Origin of the sequence: Escherichia sp. E2562, from assembly GCF_005781075.1 — a bacterium.
Taxonomy (GTDB): domain Bacteria; phylum Pseudomonadota; class Gammaproteobacteria; order Enterobacterales; family Enterobacteriaceae; genus Escherichia.
Genome location: NZ_VATM01000002.1, coordinates 160044 through 176605, shown reverse-complemented (window position 1 = coordinate 176605; position 16562 = coordinate 160044). Strand labels below are relative to the sequence as shown.

Sequence of the window (16562 nt, the reverse complement as noted above, 5' to 3'; positions counted from 1 at the left end):
TCTATGAACAGGACGCAAGAAATGCTTACGTCAACGCTCTAAGTATAGGCAAGGGTAAGTTTGATGTTGGGCGTCTGGCGGTTGATTTGCAGCCAATATGTAAAAAAATTCTCATTTGTATAAAGTTTTGTTAATCGCTACCGATAAACCAAAGACAGTTTGTCGGTCAGGAGTTTTTCCGCGTGAGTCACTACCATGAGCAGTTCCTGAAACAAAATCCTTTAGCAGTGTTGGGCGTTTTACGCGATTTGCATAAAGCCGCAATTCCCTTGCGTATCAGTTGGAGTGACGGTCAACTGATCAGCAAAATACTGGCAATAACCTCGGATAAGCTGGTGCTGGATTACGGCAGTCAAGCAGAAGACAACAATGCCGTGCTTAAGGCGCGGCACATTACCATTACCGCCGAAACTCAGGGTGCGAAAGTCGAGTTTACTGTTGAACAATTACAGCAAAGTGAATACCTGCAGCTTCCGGCCTTTATTACCGCACCACCTCCCGCGCTATGGTTTGTGCAGCGACGCAGATATTTCCGCATCTCCGCCCCGCTCCATCCGCCTTATTTTTGCCAGACCAAACTGGCGGATAACAGCACGTTACGTTTTCGCCTGTATGATTTGTCGTTAGGCGGCATGGGCGCATTACTGGAAACGGCAAAGCCTGCCGGATTGCAAGAAGGCATGCGCTTCGCACAGATTGAAGTCAACATGGGACAATGGGGCATTTTTCACTTTGATGCCCAGTTACTGACGATCAGCGAGCGTAAATTGATTGATGGTAAAAATGAAACCGTCTCCACTCCCCGTCTGAGCTTTCGTTTTCTTAACGTCAGCCCGACGGTGGAGCGGCAATTACAGCGAATTATTTTCTCACTGGAGCGGGAAGCCCGTGAGAAAGCGGACAAAGTACGCGACTGAGTTACATTGCGTCCAGAGCCTGCTCGAGTTTGTAGATATAGCGTGGAGCCTGCGGCGCGGGGTGATTTCTCGCGACGTGATCGAGGAACTCGTCAGCGTCCAGATCGTTGATTTTGCTGATCGCCTTTTTCCGATCTGAGGAGAAAGTCCGTAGCAGTGCGCCTGCCCCGTTAGCGTATGACACTACCAGCGCATATTGCAGTACTTTCGGATCTTCAATACCTGCCAGCGGGCCGGTTTCCAGAATATTCAGGTAAGCTGCCCCCATTGAGATATTACGCTCTGGATTTTTCAGCTCACTGGTCGTCGGCTCACCACTCCAGCCCATACGGCGATAAACATCGCGTCCGGACGTGGAGGCTTTTAACTGCATCAAACCAATGGCATTCGATTTACTCACCGCGTTCGGGTTACCGCCCGACTCGATAGCGATAATCGCCGTGATCAATTGTGGATCGACACCCCAGGCAGCACCGGCTTTCTGACTTATTGGCATCCACTTCATTGCACGTTGTACCGGAACTTTCGCGTTCCACGGAGGATTCGTATAGTCATGTTTTGATGAACAACCCGCTAATAACACAATCAAAAAGGCAAACCATCTCAATTTCACTTCATCTATCCTTATAGCCTGGAATCGCCGTTGAGGTGACAACGGCACACCTAAGCGGCATGATATACAATTCGTTTCTGTTGTCAGCAAGGAATTGCCATGTCTCAGTTTCACTTAATCGCCCCGTCGGGTTACTGCATTAATCAGCACGCCGCGCAGCGCGGTATTCAACGCCTGATGGATGCGGGTCATCAGGTCAATAACGTAGAGGTCATTGCCCGTCGCTGTGAGCGGTTTGCAGGTACGGAAACGGAGCGTCTGGCGGATATTAATTCCCTTGCAGGGCTGACATCACCCAACACTATCGTACTGTCGGTTCGCGGCGGTTACGGCGCCAGCCGCTTACTGGCGGATATTGACTGGCAGGCGCTGGTTGCTCGCCAACAACATAATCCGTTGCTGATCTGCGGGCATAGCGATTTCACAGCCATCCAGTGTGGACTGCTGACCCAGGGTAATGTCATCACCTTTAGCGGCCCGATGCTGGTGGCGAATTTTGGCGCGGAAGAGCTGAACGCCTTTACCGAGCACCATTTCTGGCTGGCATTACGCAATGAAACATTCACCATTGAATGGCAAGGGGAAGGCCCGACGTGTCGGACCGAAGGCACGTTGTGGGGAGGCAATCTCGCGATGCTGATTTCGCTGATTGGTACGCCGTGGATGCCGCAAATTGAGAACGGTATTCTGGTGCTGGAAGATATTAACGAGCACCCTTTCCGCGTCGAACGTATGCTGTTACAGCTCTATCATGCCGGAATTTTACCGCGTCAGAAGGCGATTATCCTCGGTAGCTTCAGTGGTAGCACGCCCAATAATTATGACGCGGGTTACAACCTGGAGTCGGTGTACGCGTTCTTGCGTTCCCGCCTGTCTATTCCACTCATAACTGGCCTCGATTTTGGTCATGAACAACGCACAGTTACGCTGCCGTTGGGCGCACATGCCATCCTTAATCACACCCAGGAAGGCACACAGTTGACGATTAGTGGTCATCCTGTTCTTAAAGTGTAAAAAAATCACGTTTCAGGGCTAAGTAAAACGCTGTTTCTGCCGCTAATATGGTAGGGTTTATATAAGAGACAGCGTAATCAGGAGTAACCGACCGTTGGATGCCACAACAATAATTAGCCTTTTCATCTTAGGATCCATCCTTGTCACCAGCAGTATTTTACTTAGTTCATTTTCTTCCCGTCTTGGCATTCCCATTCTGGTTATTTTTCTGGCGATCGGCATGCTGGCGGGGGTTGATGGCGTCGGCGGCATCCCGTTTGATAATTATCCTTTTGCTTACATGGTAAGTAACCTCGCGCTGGCGATTATTTTGCTCGATGGTGGGATGCGTACCCAGGCCAGTTCATTTCGCGTGGCGTTAGGTCCGGCGCTGTCACTGGCGACGGTGGGCGTGCTGATTACTTCTGGTTTAACCGGCATGATGGCGGCGTGGCTTTTTAATCTCAATTTGATTGAAGGCTTATTAATCGGCGCCATTGTCGGTTCCACGGATGCCGCTGCGGTATTTTCTCTGCTTGGCGGCAAGGGGCTTAACGAACGTGTTGGCTCGACGCTGGAAATAGAATCCGGCAGTAATGATCCGATGGCCGTGTTTCTGACCATTACCCTGATTGCGATGATCCAGCATCATGAGAGCAATATTAGCTGGATGTTCATTGTCGATATTCTGCAACAATTTGGTCTGGGCATTGTAATAGGTCTTGGTGGCGGTTATTTACTGCTGCAAATGATCAACCGCATCGCCCTGCCTGCCGGATTATATCCATTGCTGGCATTAAGCGGCGGTATTCTGATTTTCTCATTAACCACTGCGCTGGAAGGTAGCGGTATTCTGGCGGTGTATCTGTGCGGTTTTCTGCTGGGGAATCGCCCTATTCGCAACCGCTACGGCATTCTGCAGAATTTCGACGGCCTCGCCTGGCTGGCGCAAATCGCCATGTTCCTGGTGCTTGGGCTGTTGGTTAACCCAAGCGACTTACTGCCTATTGCCATTCCGGCGCTCATTTTGTCCGCATGGATGATTTTCTTCGCTCGTCCCCTTTCGGTATTTGCCGGATTGCTGCCGTTCCGTGGCTTCAATTTGCGCGAGCGCGTATTTATCAGTTGGGTCGGGCTGCGCGGCGCGGTGCCAATTATCCTGGCGGTGTTCCCGATGATGGCGGGCCTGGAGAATGCACGGCTGTTCTTTAATGTCGCCTTCTTCGTGGTTCTGGTTTCGCTGTTGTTACAGGGAACATCGCTCTCGTGGGCGGCGAAAAAAGCCAAAGTGGTGGTTCCGCCCGTCGGACGCCCGGTATCACGCGTTGGCCTTGATATTCATCCGGAAAACCCGTGGGAACAGTTTGTTTATCAGTTGAGTGCCGATAAATGGTGCGTGGGCGCGGCGCTGCGCGATCTGCATATGCCAAAAGAGACGCGTATTGCGGCACTATTTCGTGATAACCAATTACTTCATCCCACTGGCAGCACCCGACTGCGTGAAGGCGACGTCTTGTGCGTGATTGGTCGGGAACGCGATCTCCCAGCGCTCGGTAAACTGTTCAGCCAGTCACCGCCAGTCGCGCTGGATCAACGCTTCTTTGGTGACTTCATTCTTGAAGCCAGTGCCAAATATGCCGATGTGGCGCTGATATATGGTCTGGAAGACGGTCGGGAGTATCGCGATAAACAGCAAACGCTGGGGGAAATTGTCCAGCAATTGTTAGGCGCGGCTCCGGTTGTCGGTGATCAGGTGGAGTTTGCCGGGATGATCTGGACGGTGGCCGAGAAAGAAGATAATGAAGTGCTGAAGATTGGCGTTCGGGTAGCGGAGGAAGAAGCCGAATCTTAAGTTTGATCCGTCTTGTATCGCCGGATACGACGCTGGTCGCATCCGGCTACAACAAGTTACACCGTCACAACAGGCACACGTAACGCCAGCGCGCACATCAACTCATAGCCAACGGTTCCGGCAGCGGCGGCGACATCATCAATTTTGATCTCTTTGCCCCACAGCTCAACCGGTGTACCAATACCCGCCTGCGGGCAAGGCGTTAAATCGACCGCCAGCATATCCATCGAGACAGTCCCTACCGTCATGGTGCGTACGCCGTCGACTAAAACCGGCGTACCGGTTGGCGCATGACGCGGATAACCGTCAGCGTATCCGGCGGCAACAATGCCAATTCGCTGTTCATCGCGCGCGGTATAGCGACCGCCATAGCCCACACGATCTCCCGCTTTTAGCGTCTGGATACCAATAATCTCGCTGCTTAACGTCATTACCGGACGTAATCCGGTATTGGCGATATCGCGCCACTGACCGGACGGCGATGCACCATACAAAACAATCCCCGGACGCACCCAGTCAAAATGCGCTTCCGGATGCCACAGCGTCGCGGCCGAGTTAGACAACGAACGTCGACACTCAAGCCCTTCCGCCGACTGGTCAACACGCGCCATCGCCTCGGTAATCCCATCAGGATGCTCGGCCTCGGCAAAATGCGACATCAGGGTCATTTCGCCAACATTCGCCATCGCCCGCAGTTGCTGCCAGACGGTGGACACGCGATCGGGCAGGAAGCCCAGCCGATTCATTCCACTGTTCACTTTAAGATAAATATCCAGTGGTGCTTTTAGTCGCGCGTTTTGCAACGCTTTGAGCTGCCAGTTACTGTGAACGCAGGTAGTCAGGCGATACTGGTCATAAATCTCCAGATCCTGGGCGTGGAAAAAACCTTCCAACATGAGGATCGGCCCTTTCCAGCCGCGCTCACGTAGGGTAATGGCCTCTTCCAGATTAAGTAAGGCAAAGCCATCAGTCGCCCCGAGCGCACTCCAGATACGTTCAATACCATGCCCATACGCGTTCGCTTTTACCACCGACCAGACGCGCGCATGCGGCGCGGCCTGGCGGACAATGTTCAGATTCTGTTTTAATGCCTGTAGATCGAGGCTGGCCTGTATCGGTCTGGTCATCTCGATTCCTTAGCTGTGCGCGCCATGTAAATGGCCCGGGCGTGATGGCGTAAATCCACGGCTGTAGCGCGCTACGCTTAAATCCTCATACGGGATAGCGGGCGTGCGCCCCGAAAGCAGATCGCTTAACAACTGACCGGAACCGCAAGCCATCGTCCAGCCGAGCGTACCGTGACCGGTATTCAGCCACAGATTTTTAAAGCGTGAACGACCAACAATCGGCGTGCCGTCTGGCGTCATCGGGCGCAGACCGGTCCAGAAAGTAGCCTGCTCGACATGACCGCCGCGCGGATAGAGATCGCGAACGACCATTTCCAGCGTTTCACGACGCGGCTGTAACAGTTCAGTGTTAAAGCCAACAATTTCCGCCATTCCGCCAACGCGGATGCGGTTATCGAAACGGGTAATGGCGATTTTGTAGGTTTCATCCAGAATGGTGGATACCGGCGCGCCATCTTCCTGCGCTATCGGAATGGTCAGGGAATACCCCTTCAGCGGATATACAGGAATATCAACAATGCCTTTAAGCATCGCCGTCGAGTAAGAACCAAACGCCATCACATACGCATCGGCCTTAATCACTTCATCACCACACTTCACGCCATAGATTTGTTCGCCGTCACAAAGCAGCTGATCAACTGGCGTATTAAAGCGGAATTTAACCCCTGCCTGCTCCGCCATCCGCGCCAGATTCTGGGTAAACAGCTGGCAGTCTCCGGTTTCGTCATTGGGCAGTTGCAGACCGCCAGTCAGTTTGTGCGCCACTTCTGCCAGCGCGGGCTCCACCTCCGCCAGGCGGCTGGATTCCAGTAATTTGTACGGCACACCAGCATCTTCCAGCACGGCGATATCGCGAGTGGCATTTTCATACTGTTGTTCGGTACGGAACAGTTGCAGCGTCCCGCCCTGCCGACCTTCATACTGGATATTTGTCTCTGCGCGTAATGCTTTCAGGCAATCACGGCTGTATTCCGCCAGGCGCACCATCCGCCCTTTATTTTCCATATAGTGGCTGGTGTCGCAGTTACGTAACATTTGCCACATCCATTTCAACTGGAACTGCGTACCGTCGAGACGAACGACCAGCGGCGCATGGCGCTGAAACATCCATTTAATCGCTTTTAAAGGCACGCCTGGTGCTGCCCACGGCGCGGCATAGCCGGGGGAGATTTGCCCGGCATTCGCTGCGCTGGTTTCAAGAGCCGCCCCCGGTTCCCGATCAATGACGGTGACCTCATGTCCTGCCTGATTCAGATACCAGGCGCTGGCAACGCCTACCACACCACTTCCCAGTATGACAACTCGCATAGCCACTCCGATAACGGTAGATACAGTAAAAGAACAATAATCTAATTACATCTTGATAACTTAGTTGAAAATATTATTCAACATATGGTTTTTTTATGGTGAGCCAGCTCACATCTCCCTGACACAGCGGGAATATGCTGTCTTTGGCATCTCCTGCTGAACGTGCTTTTTATCCAGCAGAAAATTCCGTTGAGAAGCTAATTATTGGCACTCCGATAATAAGAAATCGCAAAGAAAAAAATTCTCCGGTGACGCGGTTTTTAACAGGTGTTCTATGCTTGAAATGAGGCGTTCCACACAGAGAACGCCGACAACAATGAGGTGCGCGTATGGCGACGATCGATTCTATGAATAAGGACACCACACGTTTGAGCGATGGACCCGACTGGACGTTCGACCTGCTGGATGTTTACCTTGCAGAGATAGACCGGGTGGCGAAACTCTATCGGCTGGATACCTACCCGCACCAGATTGAAGTGATCACTTCGGAACAGATGATGGATGCCTACTCCAGCGTCGGCATGCCGATTAACTATCCGCACTGGTCATTCGGTAAAAAGTTTATCGAAACCGAACGTCTGTATAAGCACGGTCAGCAAGGGCTGGCCTATGAAATTGTCATTAACTCTAACCCGTGCATCGCTTACCTGATGGAAGAGAACACCATTACCATGCAGGCGCTGGTGATGGCACACGCCTGCTATGGTCACAACTCTTTCTTCAAAAACAATTACCTGTTTCGCAGCTGGACTGACGCCAGTTCCATTGTCGATTACCTGATTTTTGCCCGTAAATATATTACCGAGTGCGAAGAGCGTTATGGCGTTGATGAAGTAGAAAAGCTGCTGGACTCCTGTCATGCCCTGATGAACTACGGTGTAGACCGTTACAAACGTCCGCAAAAAATCTCTCTCCAGGAGGAAAAAGCCCGGCAGAAAAGTCGCGAGGAGTATCTGCAAAGTCAGGTCAACATGCTGTGGCGTACCCTGCCGAAGCGCGAAGAAGAGAAAACAGTCGCCGAAGCGCGCCGCTATCCTTCCGAGCCGCAAGAAAACCTGCTTTATTTTATGGAGAAAAATGCCCCACTGCTGGAATCATGGCAGCGTGAAATCCTGCGCATCGTGCGAAAGGTGAGCCAGTATTTTTATCCGCAAAAACAGACCCAGGTGATGAATGAAGGCTGGGCGACCTTCTGGCACTACACCATCCTTAACCATCTATATGATGAAGGGAAAGTAACGGAACGTTTTATGCTGGAGTTTTTGCACAGCCACACCAATGTGGTCTTCCAGCCGCCCTATAACAGCCCGTGGTACAGCGGAATAAATCCGTATGCGCTTGGTTTCGCCATGTTCCAGGATATTAAACGGATTTGTCAGTCGCCGACGGAAGAAGACAAATACTGGTTCCCGGATATCGCCGGTTCTGACTGGCTGGAAACATTGCATTTTGCGATGCGTGATTTCAAAGATGAGAGTTTTATTAGCCAGTTCCTGTCACCGAAAGTGATGCGTGATTTCCGCTTCTTCACCGTGCTGGATGACGATCGCCATAATTATCTGGAGATTTCCGCTATTCATAATGAAGAAGGTTATCGGGAGATCCGTAACCGGTTATCGTCGCAATATAACTTAAGTAATCTGGAGCCAAATATTCAGATCTGGAACGTGGATTTACGCGGCGACCGTTCACTGACGCTGCGCTACATTCCGCATAACCGCGCTCCGCTGGACCGGGGGCGTAAAGAGGTGCTGAAGCATGTGCATCGCCTGTGGGGATTTGATGTGATGCTCGAACAGCAAAACGAAGACGGCAGCGTCGAGTTGCTGGAACGTTGCCCGCCGAGAATGGGTAATCTGTAAAAACAACAAAAAACCCCTCGTTTGAGGGGTTTGCTTTTTAAACGGAAGGGATTATCGCCCCTGAATGGCTAAATCACCTGGCAGATTTTTCTGCATCCGGTGCCATATCTCGCCACTCTCATGCCCATAGCGGCGCACTGTTTCGTAAACCTGATCATGCGCGCCTTCAGTGCACAATGCCGATAGCTTGTGATAGAAGCCCAGTGCCAGACTGCGCGCCTCCGGATTAGCGAAATAGTGACGACCAATTCGCGTATACAGCCCTTTCATCCCGTTAAGGATCAGACCGTAAATTGGGTTACCGGAAGCAAACGCCAGACCGCGGAAAATGTTGTAATCCAGGTCAGCAAAGGCGTCGGCGTGATCGGCCACTTCATTGGCGGTTGCCAACACTTCTTGCGCTTTATCAGGATGCTGACGAAACGCGGTGCGAATAAAAATGGTTGAAATATTGGTACGCACCGACAGCAAATTATCAATAAGCTGCGGCACACTTTCGTGATCCAGTCGCGCCAGCGTCTCAAGAATATTCAACCCGGAGGTTTCCCAGAAATTATTCACCTTCGTCGGTTTGCCGTGTTGAATAGTCAGCCAGCCGTCTCGCGCCAGGCGCTGCAACACTTCGCGTAACGTAGTACGCGTTACGCCAATTAATTCTGAAAGTTCACGTTCTGCGGGCAAAATAGTCCCGGGAGGGAAGCGGTTATTCCAGATACTTTCAATAATGTACTCTTCCGCGAAACCCGCCGGGCTTTGCGCCTTAATGACCATAGTGAGATTTCCATAACACAGCAAAACAAAGTTGCACTCATCATACCAGAGGGCTAATCACGCTGATAGCGGACAAAAAGAAGAAAAAAGGGATCAAGGCTTCATTTTCTGCATCTCTTTCTCCTTGATCATCAATACTTGCCTCACTCCTGCCCGACCGTTAAGCTTTGCGCTTAAACATAAAAACATCATTGATTATTACTAAGGTAAGGGAAACCATCATGGAAATCTCCTGGGGCCGCGCGTTATGGCGCAATTTTTTAGGCCAGTCACCCGACTGGTACAAACTTGCCCTCATCATTTTTTTAATTATTAACCCGCTCATTTTTCTCGTCAGTCCTTTTGTTGCTGGCTGGCTGCTGGTAGCGGAATTTATTTTCACGCTGGCAATGGCCCTGAAGTGCTATCCGCTACTGCCAGGCGGTCTGTTGGCTATCGAAGCCGTATTTATTGGCATGACCAGCGCAGGACATGTTCGGGAAGAGGTGGCTGCAAACCTTGAGGTTTTGCTGCTACTGATGTTTATGGTTGCGGGGATCTATTTTATGAAACAGCTATTGCTGTTCATTTTTACCCGCTTGCTGTTAAGCATTCGCTCCAAAATGCTGTTGTCGCTCTCTTTTTGCATTGCGGCAGCATTTCTCTCCGCGTTCCTTGATGCCTTAACCGTCGTGGCGGTGGTGATCAGCGTCGCTGTCGGTTTTTATGGTATTTATCACCGCGTAGCCTCTTCCCGCACGGAAGATACCGACCTGCAAGACGACAGCCATATCGACAAACATTACAAGGTGGTGCTGGAGCAGTTCCGTGCTTTTCTACGTAGCCTGATGATGCACGCGGGCGTCGGTACCGCATTAGGCGGCGTGATGACTATGGTAGGCGAACCGCAAAACCTGATTATCGCCAAAGCCGCTGGCTGGCATTTTGGCGATTTCTTTCTGCGCATGTCGCCGGTAACCGTTCCGGTCCTGATCGGCGGCATGTTAACCTGCCTGCTGGTGGAAAAAATGCGTTGGTTTGGCTACGGTGAAACACTGCCGGAGAAAGTCCGCGAAGTGCTGCAGCAGTTTGACGATCAAAGCCGCCAACAGCGTACCCGCCAGGATAAAGTTCGCCTGATTGTCCAGGCCGCCATCGGCGTCTGGCTGGTTATCGCGCTGGCACTACATCTGGCAGAAGTTGGCTTAATTGGTTTGTCTGTGATCATTCTGGCGACATCACTGACCGGTGTGACTGATGAACACGCTATCGGCAAAGCCTTCACCGAATCACTTCCGTTTACCGCATTGTTGACGGTCTTTTTCTCGGTAGTTGCGGTGATTATCGACCAGCAATTGTTCTCGCCAATTATTCATTTTGTCCTACAGGCATCGGAACACGCCCAGTTGTCACTGTTCTATATTTTCAACGGCCTGCTGTCATCCATTTCGGATAACGTCTTCGTGGGGACGATTTATATCAACGAAGCGAAGGCAGCTATGGAGAGTGGCGTTATCACCCTGAAGCAATACGAGCTGCTGGCGGTCGCTATTAACACCGGGACCAATCTGCCCTCCGTCGCTACACCGAACGGACAGGCTGCATTCTTGTTCCTGCTGACCTCCGCACTCGCGCCATTGATTCGCCTCTCTTATGGCCGCATGGTGTGGATGGCCCTGCCTTATACCCTCGTACTGACTCTCGTCGGACTGCTCTGCGTCGAGTTTACTCTTGCCCCTGTAACCGAATGGTTTATGCAAATGGGGTGGATAGCAACGCTTTGATAACAACTTACCGGGCATATTTATGCCCGGTTTGCCTTTTCGCCCGATAATTGTTCAATTACATCCTATTTTTACTCCCTCCTGGTGGCGCAACGAATGAATTGGTTTAAACTGCGCATTCGATGCATATTGCAGGGAAATTATTATGTTGCGATTTTTGAACCAATGTTCACAAGGCCGGGGTGCGTGGTTGTTAATGGCGTTAACCGCTCTGGCACTGGAACTGACGGCGCTGTGGTTCCAGCATGTGATGTTACTAAAACCTTGCGTGCTCTGTATTTATGAACGTTGTGCGTTATTTGGCGTTCTGGGCGCTGCACTCATTGGCGCCATCGCCCCGAAAACTCCGCTACGTTATGTAGCAATGATTATCTGGTTATACAGTGCGTTCCGCGGTGTGCAGTTAACTTACGAACACACTATGCTTCAACTCTATCCCTCACCGTTTGCGACCTGTGATTTCATGGTTCGCTTCCCGGACTGGCTGCCGCTGGATAAATGGGTGCCACAAGTGTTTGTCGCCTCTGGCGATTGTGCCGAGCGTCAGTGGGAATTTTTAGGTCTGGAAATGCCACAGTGGTTGCTCGGTATTTTTATCGCTTACCTGATTGTCGCGGTGCTGGTGGTGATTTCCCAGCCGTTTAAAGCGAAAAAACGTGATCTGTTTGGTCGCTAATCAATTCGGCGCTCCTGCGGGAGCGTCTTTTTCCTGCCGCTATGTTTATTTGACCCGCAGTAAATCAGAACTTCGCGTTGTATAACGAGGCGAAAGCATGGCACGCTTCATCTGCCATTGTTGCTGGATCCCCTGCCCGGCAAAATAGAGTGTTCCCCTGCCATCCTTAGCATTCAGCATATCCATTACCGCCATCAATTGTTCACTACCGGGACGCGGTGCGTTGTCATCGAACAAATTTAGCTGCGCCACTCCCTGACTGAAAAAATCGCCCAGCAGCACGCCCGCTTTTTGGTAGCGATGGCCCGCTTGCCAGATGATGTCCAGGCAGCGCGTAGCCGCGTTAATAATGTCTCTGCTGTCCTGGGTAGGCGTCAGCAGTTTTACCGACGCACTATTACCGTAATAGGATTCATTGAGCGCAAATGGCGACGTTTTAATAAACGTGGAGATAAACCGACAATATTGATGCTCACTGCGGAGTTTTTCTGCCGCCCGGGCGGCGTAACTACAAATGGCCTGCCGCATCGATTCATAATCCGTGATACGTTCGCCAAACGAGCGGGAACAGATAATTTCCTGCTTCGTCGGTGCAAACTCTTCCAGCTGCAAACAGGGTTCGCCGCGCAGTTCACGCACCGTTCTTTCGAGCACGACATTAAAATGTTTACGGATAAACCGGATATCAGTATCCGCCAAATCCAGAACGGTTTTGATACCCATCGCGTTCAATTTTTTGCTGATGCGCCGTCCAATTCCCCAGACTTCATCTACGGGTAAAGCGGCCATTAATTTACGCTGGCGTTCCAGATTGGATAAATCCACCACCCCACCGGTCTGCCGCTGCCATTTTTTTGCCGCATGATTGGCAAGTTTTGCCAGCGTTTTGGTCTGAGCGATACCCACCCCCACGGTGAGATGCGTTCGTTGCAGTACCGTTGCGCGAATTTCTCTGCCAAAGTCAGTGAGATCGCGGCAGTTACGTACCCCCGTCAAATCGCAGAACGCTTCATCAATACTGTAAATCTCCACGCGAGGAGATAGCTCTTCCAGCGTCGACATCACCCGATTGCTCATGTCTGCGTAAAGCTCATAATTGCTGCTAAAGCAGACAACGCCACAGCGACGAAACAGCTCTTTTTGTTTGAACCAGGGATCGCCCATTTTAACGCCCAGCGCCTTTGCCTCAGCGTTTCGGGCAATAACGCAACCGTCATTATTCGATAGCACAACCACCGGTTTACCCCATAAATCAGGGCGAAACACCGCTTCACAACTGGCATAAAACGAGTTCACATCGCAAAGGGCAAACATCAGCGCATCGCCTTTATTACATGGACAACTACGCCAAAGACATCCAGCGTATCCTCGCTGCCGAGGGTAATCGGCGAGTACGCGCTATTCATGGGAATAAGCTGTACCGTCGGGCGCAACTGCAATTTTTTCACCGTAAACTCGCCATCGACAGCAGCGATGACGATATCACCGTGGCTGGCGGTAATAGCGCTATCGACAATCAATAAATCACCGTCACTAATCCCACCGTCAATCATGGAGTCTCCGCTCGCTTTGACGAAGTAAGTCGCGCTGGGATGCTGAATAAGCAATTGATTCAGATCGATACGCTGTTCAACGTAATCCGCTGCCGGTGAAGGAAAGCCACACTGAACAAGATCGCTAAATAGCGGAAAAGTCACAATTTCGCGGAGATCCGCAGGCTTGATAAACAACATAATAATCTGCCTGAAGTTATACTGTTTTTATATACAGTAGTCTGTTCTTACCAGCAGATCAATACTGATTCAGGCTATCAATACCTGTCGCTGCGTAGGCTGATCCTTAAGGATTGCCGCCCCACTGTTAACCGTCTGAACGCGGTATGGATATGTCGGTAAGCATTACCTAAAAATACGGTTAATTTTATAGTTTAAACCTTTTTTAGTTATTAGTAAGATACCTGTGCTTCCAAAAAAGCTGGGAAATTCAACGACTCTTGGAAATTTTTGGACCTTGTCCCGCGGCTACAATCCGACAGCCGCGTTTCTTTTTACTATCTAACCCACCGTAAACCTACGGACCTTGCTCTACGGCTCATCCTGTACCCGTGTGATCCTGGCCATGTAATGAATGGATAGCAGTGACTTATCCGGTTACGACATCAACCAGTTCTTTGGTTTCATCACTTTGGACTCTGCCCACCACAATAAATCTGAGAAGATGGACAACGAGAGCAATAACACAGACCATAAATAAGCCTCAAAAAAAATAATAAAAGAAGCCATTTGTTTTATTAACAACGAGGATTTAATGATCAATAGAATTACAGATGTTTTAGTTAATGGGATATCTTCGATATTAAAATGATATAAAGAGTAGTTATTATTTTCCTGACACATTGTTCCCGGTGACGGCCTTCAAGATGGTCATTGATAATGATCAAGTCAATAATATCTTCCGATATTTATATTTTTATCGTGAAGCGTTTTTACTATAGCCCTAAAGTTTATCGATCAGCTAAAGATACGTTACCATGGATTAACAGTATGAATAGAGTTTTTTCAGCACGGCGTGATATTAATCACGCCTGAGTTGGATAATGAAAAGCAATATGACAGACAAAAAGTTAATGCAGGACTTTTCCATGAGTGGAGGGCGTTGCGTAACGTTGGATATTTACGCTCAGGAAGATGGGTATATTTATTATGTTGAAAATCATGGGGTAGTTCAGGATCTTGCTGTGGCCTATCCTGCTCAGGCAGTAGCATTCTACGGCGAATCCATCGCCTGATGGCGCTTCTTTGTCCACTGTCATTTGCATTATTGTAGAGTAAACATAGACTGGAATTGAACAATCTCACGTAATCAGAATCACCCATTCTCAATTTCAACCGCCAGTGCATAGCGCTAAATAAAGCTAACAATATAAAATGACTTTATGAATTTTTCACATATTCTACAAGCATATTCACGAGTATTTTATATCAACCACCTGTAGCTCGGATATATAACGACGTCGTTTGATGTCCGAATTTACCGTCTTTCATTTTATACCCACCAGAACACCTGAGTAGAATAAGCATGCATGTTCAGGCAGTCTAATTAATGTGTCCATTGGTTACGGCATTTAAATTATTGTCATACCGTAGATTATCTTTTTTCGCGTGCTGCAATTTACTTAGAAACAGCGATGACGCTCTCACTTTTTAGCTCGAAAATTTTTTGCAGGATTCAGGATTAATACGTCAGCCCACCAGTACAAAATATTTCATACTTCCAATATACCGCCAGCCCAAACTTCATCGTGGCACTCTGGCGACACGTCTGGGAAATCGGTTCATTTCTTCCCGGGTAGCAAATCTCTAATACACTGTGCGCCAGACCTTGTTATTGATGACCAGAAAACCGCAAGGACCATTTTCGCGGCGGTTTGACTGATGCGGATTATTGCGCCCAGTCAGGTTTATTTAAGATATGGTCCTGCCAGTCAATCACTTCCGACTCTTTCACCGCGATATGGCGCACTGAAATGCGTTCGCCATGCATGGCTGCTTTTGAACCGGTAAGTAGCGGATGCCACGCAGGTAAATCTTTACCCTCCGCCAACAAGCGATAAGCACAAGTCATCGGTAGCCATTCGAACGTGGGCAGATTTTCACGAGTTAATTTAATGCAGTCGGGTTCAAACTCGAAGCGGCGTTCGTAGTTCCGACATTGACAGGTTTTAATATTGAGCTGACGGCAGGCAACGTTAGTGAAGTAGATTTCGTCGGTGTCCTCATCCATCAGTTTATGCAGGCAGCACTGACCACAACCATCACACAACGACTCCCATTCTGCATCGCTCATTTCGTCCAGGGTTTTACTTTGCCAGAAAGGTATATCGCTCATCAGGTGTTCCACCATTACGTTAAAACGCACCTTATAACCAGTCTGGCACGGCGATGCAAGCTTTGCCGCCCCTTTCAGGCGGCAAAAGTATTACAAAACGCGAGTTGTCAAAGAATGACCGCCGAAAGTAACCGTCAATTCATCGCCACTGTGCAGCGGACCAACACCATCAGGCGTGCCTGTCAGCACAACGTCACCGGCCTTAAGGGTAAAAAACTTGCTCATATAAGCAATCAGTGGAACGATTTTGTGGATCATGTCCGCAGTCGTACCTTGTTGGCGTTGTTCGCCGTTTACACTTAGACCCAGCGACGTATTTTGTGGATCACCGCTGAACTCTGCTGCAGGAATAAACCCGGAAAGTGGACACGAGTTATCAAACCCTTTGGCCTTTTCCCACGGCTGTCCGGCTTTCTTCATTTTTCCCTGAACATCACGTAATGTCAGATCGAGCGCCACACCGTAACCTGCAATAGCTTTGCGCACATGCTCTTCCGTGGCCTGACGTAGCGTCGCGCCAATCAACACCGCCAGTTCAACTTCATGATGAACCGAGCCGAAATTAGAGGGGATAGCCAGGGGCTGGCGCAGATCACACAGTGCCGTTTCAGGTTTAATAAACAACACGGGCTCTTCGGGCACTTCACTCCCCATCTCTTTAATATGTTTGGCATAGTTACTGCCAACACAGACGACCTTACTCACCGGATAATCCAGCAGCGCACCTTGCCAGTTGTGATGTTGATACATAACGTTCCTCTCACTTCATCGTGGTTCTTAAAACCCGCTCCA

At 50.0% G+C, this 16562-nt stretch carries 15 protein-coding genes; 7 read left to right on the top strand and 8 right to left on the bottom strand.

The genetic code is table 11. From position 1 onward, the window contains the following. Nucleotides 1-182: 182 nt before the first annotated feature. A complete protein-coding gene (locus FEK43_RS02630) occupies nucleotides 183-917 on the top strand; it encodes a flagellar brake protein (protein WP_130259694.1) in 735 nt (244 codons plus the stop codon). A 1-nt stretch (nucleotide 918) separates the two neighbouring features. Here the strand turns inward: FEK43_RS02630 and emtA are convergent, their stop codons facing one another. Then, on the bottom strand, nucleotides 919-1530 hold the full coding sequence (gene emtA, locus FEK43_RS02625) for a membrane-bound lytic murein transglycosylase EmtA (protein WP_130205637.1): 612 nt from the start codon (nucleotides 1528-1530) through the stop codon (nucleotides 919-921). A gap of 99 nt (nucleotides 1531-1629) precedes the next feature. Between emtA and ldcA the strand changes: the two genes are divergently transcribed. Next, nucleotides 1630-2544 carry a muramoyltetrapeptide carboxypeptidase gene (ldcA, locus tag FEK43_RS02620; protein ID WP_135406432.1) on the top strand — a complete coding sequence of 305 codons (915 nt, stop codon included), beginning with the start codon at nucleotides 1630-1632 and terminating at the stop codon, nucleotides 2542-2544. Between the two features lie 94 nt (nucleotides 2545-2638). After that, the gene (locus FEK43_RS02615) at nucleotides 2639-4375 is read left to right on the top strand and encodes a potassium/proton antiporter (protein ID WP_064528688.1); all 1737 of its coding nucleotides are present in this window, start codon (nucleotides 2639-2641) and stop codon (nucleotides 4373-4375) included. Between the two features lie 56 nt (nucleotides 4376-4431). Here FEK43_RS02615 and dadX read toward each other — a convergent pair whose 3' ends face one another. Together dadX and dadA are read right to left on the bottom strand one after the other, a co-directional pair. Next, nucleotides 4432-5502: a catabolic alanine racemase DadX gene (gene dadX, locus FEK43_RS02610; RefSeq protein WP_135406431.1), complete on the bottom strand. Its 1071-nt coding sequence runs from the start codon at nucleotides 5500-5502 to the stop codon at nucleotides 4432-4434. Between the two features lie 9 nt (nucleotides 5503-5511). Further along, nucleotides 5512-6810, bottom strand: coding sequence for a D-amino acid dehydrogenase (gene dadA / locus FEK43_RS02605; protein WP_135406429.1), 1299 nt, complete (start codon nucleotides 6808-6810; stop codon nucleotides 5512-5514). A 329-nt stretch (nucleotides 6811-7139) separates the two neighbouring features. Here dadA and FEK43_RS02600 point away from each other — a divergent pair, with 329 nt between their 5' ends. Continuing rightward, the gene (locus FEK43_RS02600) at nucleotides 7140-8672 is read left to right on the top strand and encodes a SpoVR family protein (RefSeq protein WP_130205627.1); all 1533 of its coding nucleotides are present in this window, start codon (nucleotides 7140-7142) and stop codon (nucleotides 8670-8672) included. Between the two features lie 51 nt (nucleotides 8673-8723). Here FEK43_RS02600 and fadR read toward each other — a convergent pair whose 3' ends face one another. Next, nucleotides 8724-9443 carry a fatty acid metabolism transcriptional regulator FadR gene (gene fadR, locus FEK43_RS02595; protein ID WP_130215962.1) on the bottom strand — a complete coding sequence of 240 codons (720 nt, stop codon included), beginning with the start codon at nucleotides 9441-9443 and terminating at the stop codon, nucleotides 8724-8726. 221 nt (nucleotides 9444-9664) lie between these two features. Here fadR and nhaB point away from each other — a divergent pair, with 221 nt between their 5' ends. Beyond that, nucleotides 9665-11206: a Na(+)/H(+) antiporter NhaB gene (gene nhaB / locus FEK43_RS02590; RefSeq protein ID WP_130259690.1), complete on the top strand. Its 1542-nt coding sequence runs from the start codon at nucleotides 9665-9667 to the stop codon at nucleotides 11204-11206. 145 nt (nucleotides 11207-11351) lie between these two features. Further along, on the top strand, nucleotides 11352-11882 hold the full coding sequence (dsbB, locus tag FEK43_RS02585) for a disulfide bond formation protein DsbB (RefSeq protein ID WP_130205621.1): 531 nt from the start codon (nucleotides 11352-11354) through the stop codon (nucleotides 11880-11882). A 45-nt stretch (nucleotides 11883-11927) separates the two neighbouring features. Here dsbB and umuC read toward each other — a convergent pair whose 3' ends face one another. Both umuC and FEK43_RS02575 read right to left on the bottom strand, forming a co-directional pair. Continuing rightward, complete coding sequence (gene umuC / locus FEK43_RS02580) at nucleotides 11928-13196, bottom strand: DNA polymerase V catalytic protein (RefSeq protein WP_135406427.1); 1269 nt, start codon at nucleotides 13194-13196, stop codon at nucleotides 11928-11930. After that, nucleotides 13196-13615 carry a translesion error-prone DNA polymerase V autoproteolytic subunit gene (locus FEK43_RS02575; RefSeq protein ID WP_130205617.1) on the bottom strand — a complete coding sequence of 140 codons (420 nt, stop codon included), beginning with the start codon at nucleotides 13613-13615 and terminating at the stop codon, nucleotides 13196-13198. The genes umuC and FEK43_RS02575 overlap by 1 nt, the downstream gene beginning before the upstream one ends. Nucleotides 13616-14478: 863 nt before the next feature. Between FEK43_RS02575 and FEK43_RS22945 the strand changes: the two genes are divergently transcribed. Continuing rightward, nucleotides 14479-14670: a hypothetical protein gene (locus FEK43_RS22945; RefSeq protein WP_135406425.1), complete on the top strand. Its 192-nt coding sequence runs from the start codon at nucleotides 14479-14481 to the stop codon at nucleotides 14668-14670. Between the two features lie 653 nt (nucleotides 14671-15323). Here the strand turns inward: FEK43_RS22945 and FEK43_RS02565 are convergent. Both FEK43_RS02565 and FEK43_RS02560 read right to left on the bottom strand, forming a co-directional pair. Continuing rightward, nucleotides 15324-15770: a YcgN family cysteine cluster protein gene (locus tag FEK43_RS02565; RefSeq protein WP_205712811.1), complete on the bottom strand. Its 447-nt coding sequence runs from the start codon at nucleotides 15768-15770 to the stop codon at nucleotides 15324-15326. A 90-nt stretch (nucleotides 15771-15860) separates the two neighbouring features. Further along, nucleotides 15861-16520 carry a fumarylacetoacetate hydrolase family protein gene (locus FEK43_RS02560; protein WP_130205613.1) on the bottom strand — a complete coding sequence of 220 codons (660 nt, stop codon included), beginning with the start codon at nucleotides 16518-16520 and terminating at the stop codon, nucleotides 15861-15863. Nucleotides 16521-16562 lie beyond the last annotated feature (42 nt).

Coding starts and splice junctions, on each gene's coding strand:
- dsbB (WP_130205621.1), top strand. CDS start 11,352: ATGTTGCGATTTTTGAACCAATGTTCACAAGGCCGGGGTGCGTGGTTG.
- FEK43_RS02575 (WP_130205617.1), bottom strand. CDS start 13,615: ATGTTGTTTATCAAGCCTGCGGATCTCCGCGAAATTGTGACTTTTCCG.
- FEK43_RS22945 (WP_135406425.1), top strand. CDS start 14,479: ATGAAAAGCAATATGACAGACAAAAAGTTAATGCAGGACTTTTCCATG.
- fadR (WP_130215962.1), bottom strand. CDS start 9,443: ATGGTCATTAAGGCGCAAAGCCCGGCGGGTTTCGCGGAAGAGTACATT.
- dadA (WP_135406429.1), bottom strand. CDS start 6,810: ATGCGAGTTGTCATACTGGGAAGTGGTGTGGTAGGCGTTGCCAGCGCC.
- ldcA (WP_135406432.1), top strand. CDS start 1,630: ATGTCTCAGTTTCACTTAATCGCCCCGTCGGGTTACTGCATTAATCAG.
- FEK43_RS02560 (WP_130205613.1), bottom strand. CDS start 16,520: ATGTATCAACATCACAACTGGCAAGGTGCGCTGCTGGATTATCCGGTG.
- FEK43_RS02565 (WP_205712811.1), bottom strand. CDS start 15,770: ATGAGCGATATACCTTTCTGGCAAAGTAAAACCCTGGACGAAATGAGC.
- nhaB (WP_130259690.1), top strand. CDS start 9,665: ATGGAAATCTCCTGGGGCCGCGCGTTATGGCGCAATTTTTTAGGCCAG.
- dadX (WP_135406431.1), bottom strand. CDS start 5,502: ATGACCAGACCGATACAGGCCAGCCTCGATCTACAGGCATTAAAACAG.
- umuC (WP_135406427.1), bottom strand. CDS start 13,196: ATGTTTGCCCTTTGCGATGTGAACTCGTTTTATGCCAGTTGTGAAGCG.
- FEK43_RS02600 (WP_130205627.1), top strand. CDS start 7,140: ATGGCGACGATCGATTCTATGAATAAGGACACCACACGTTTGAGCGAT.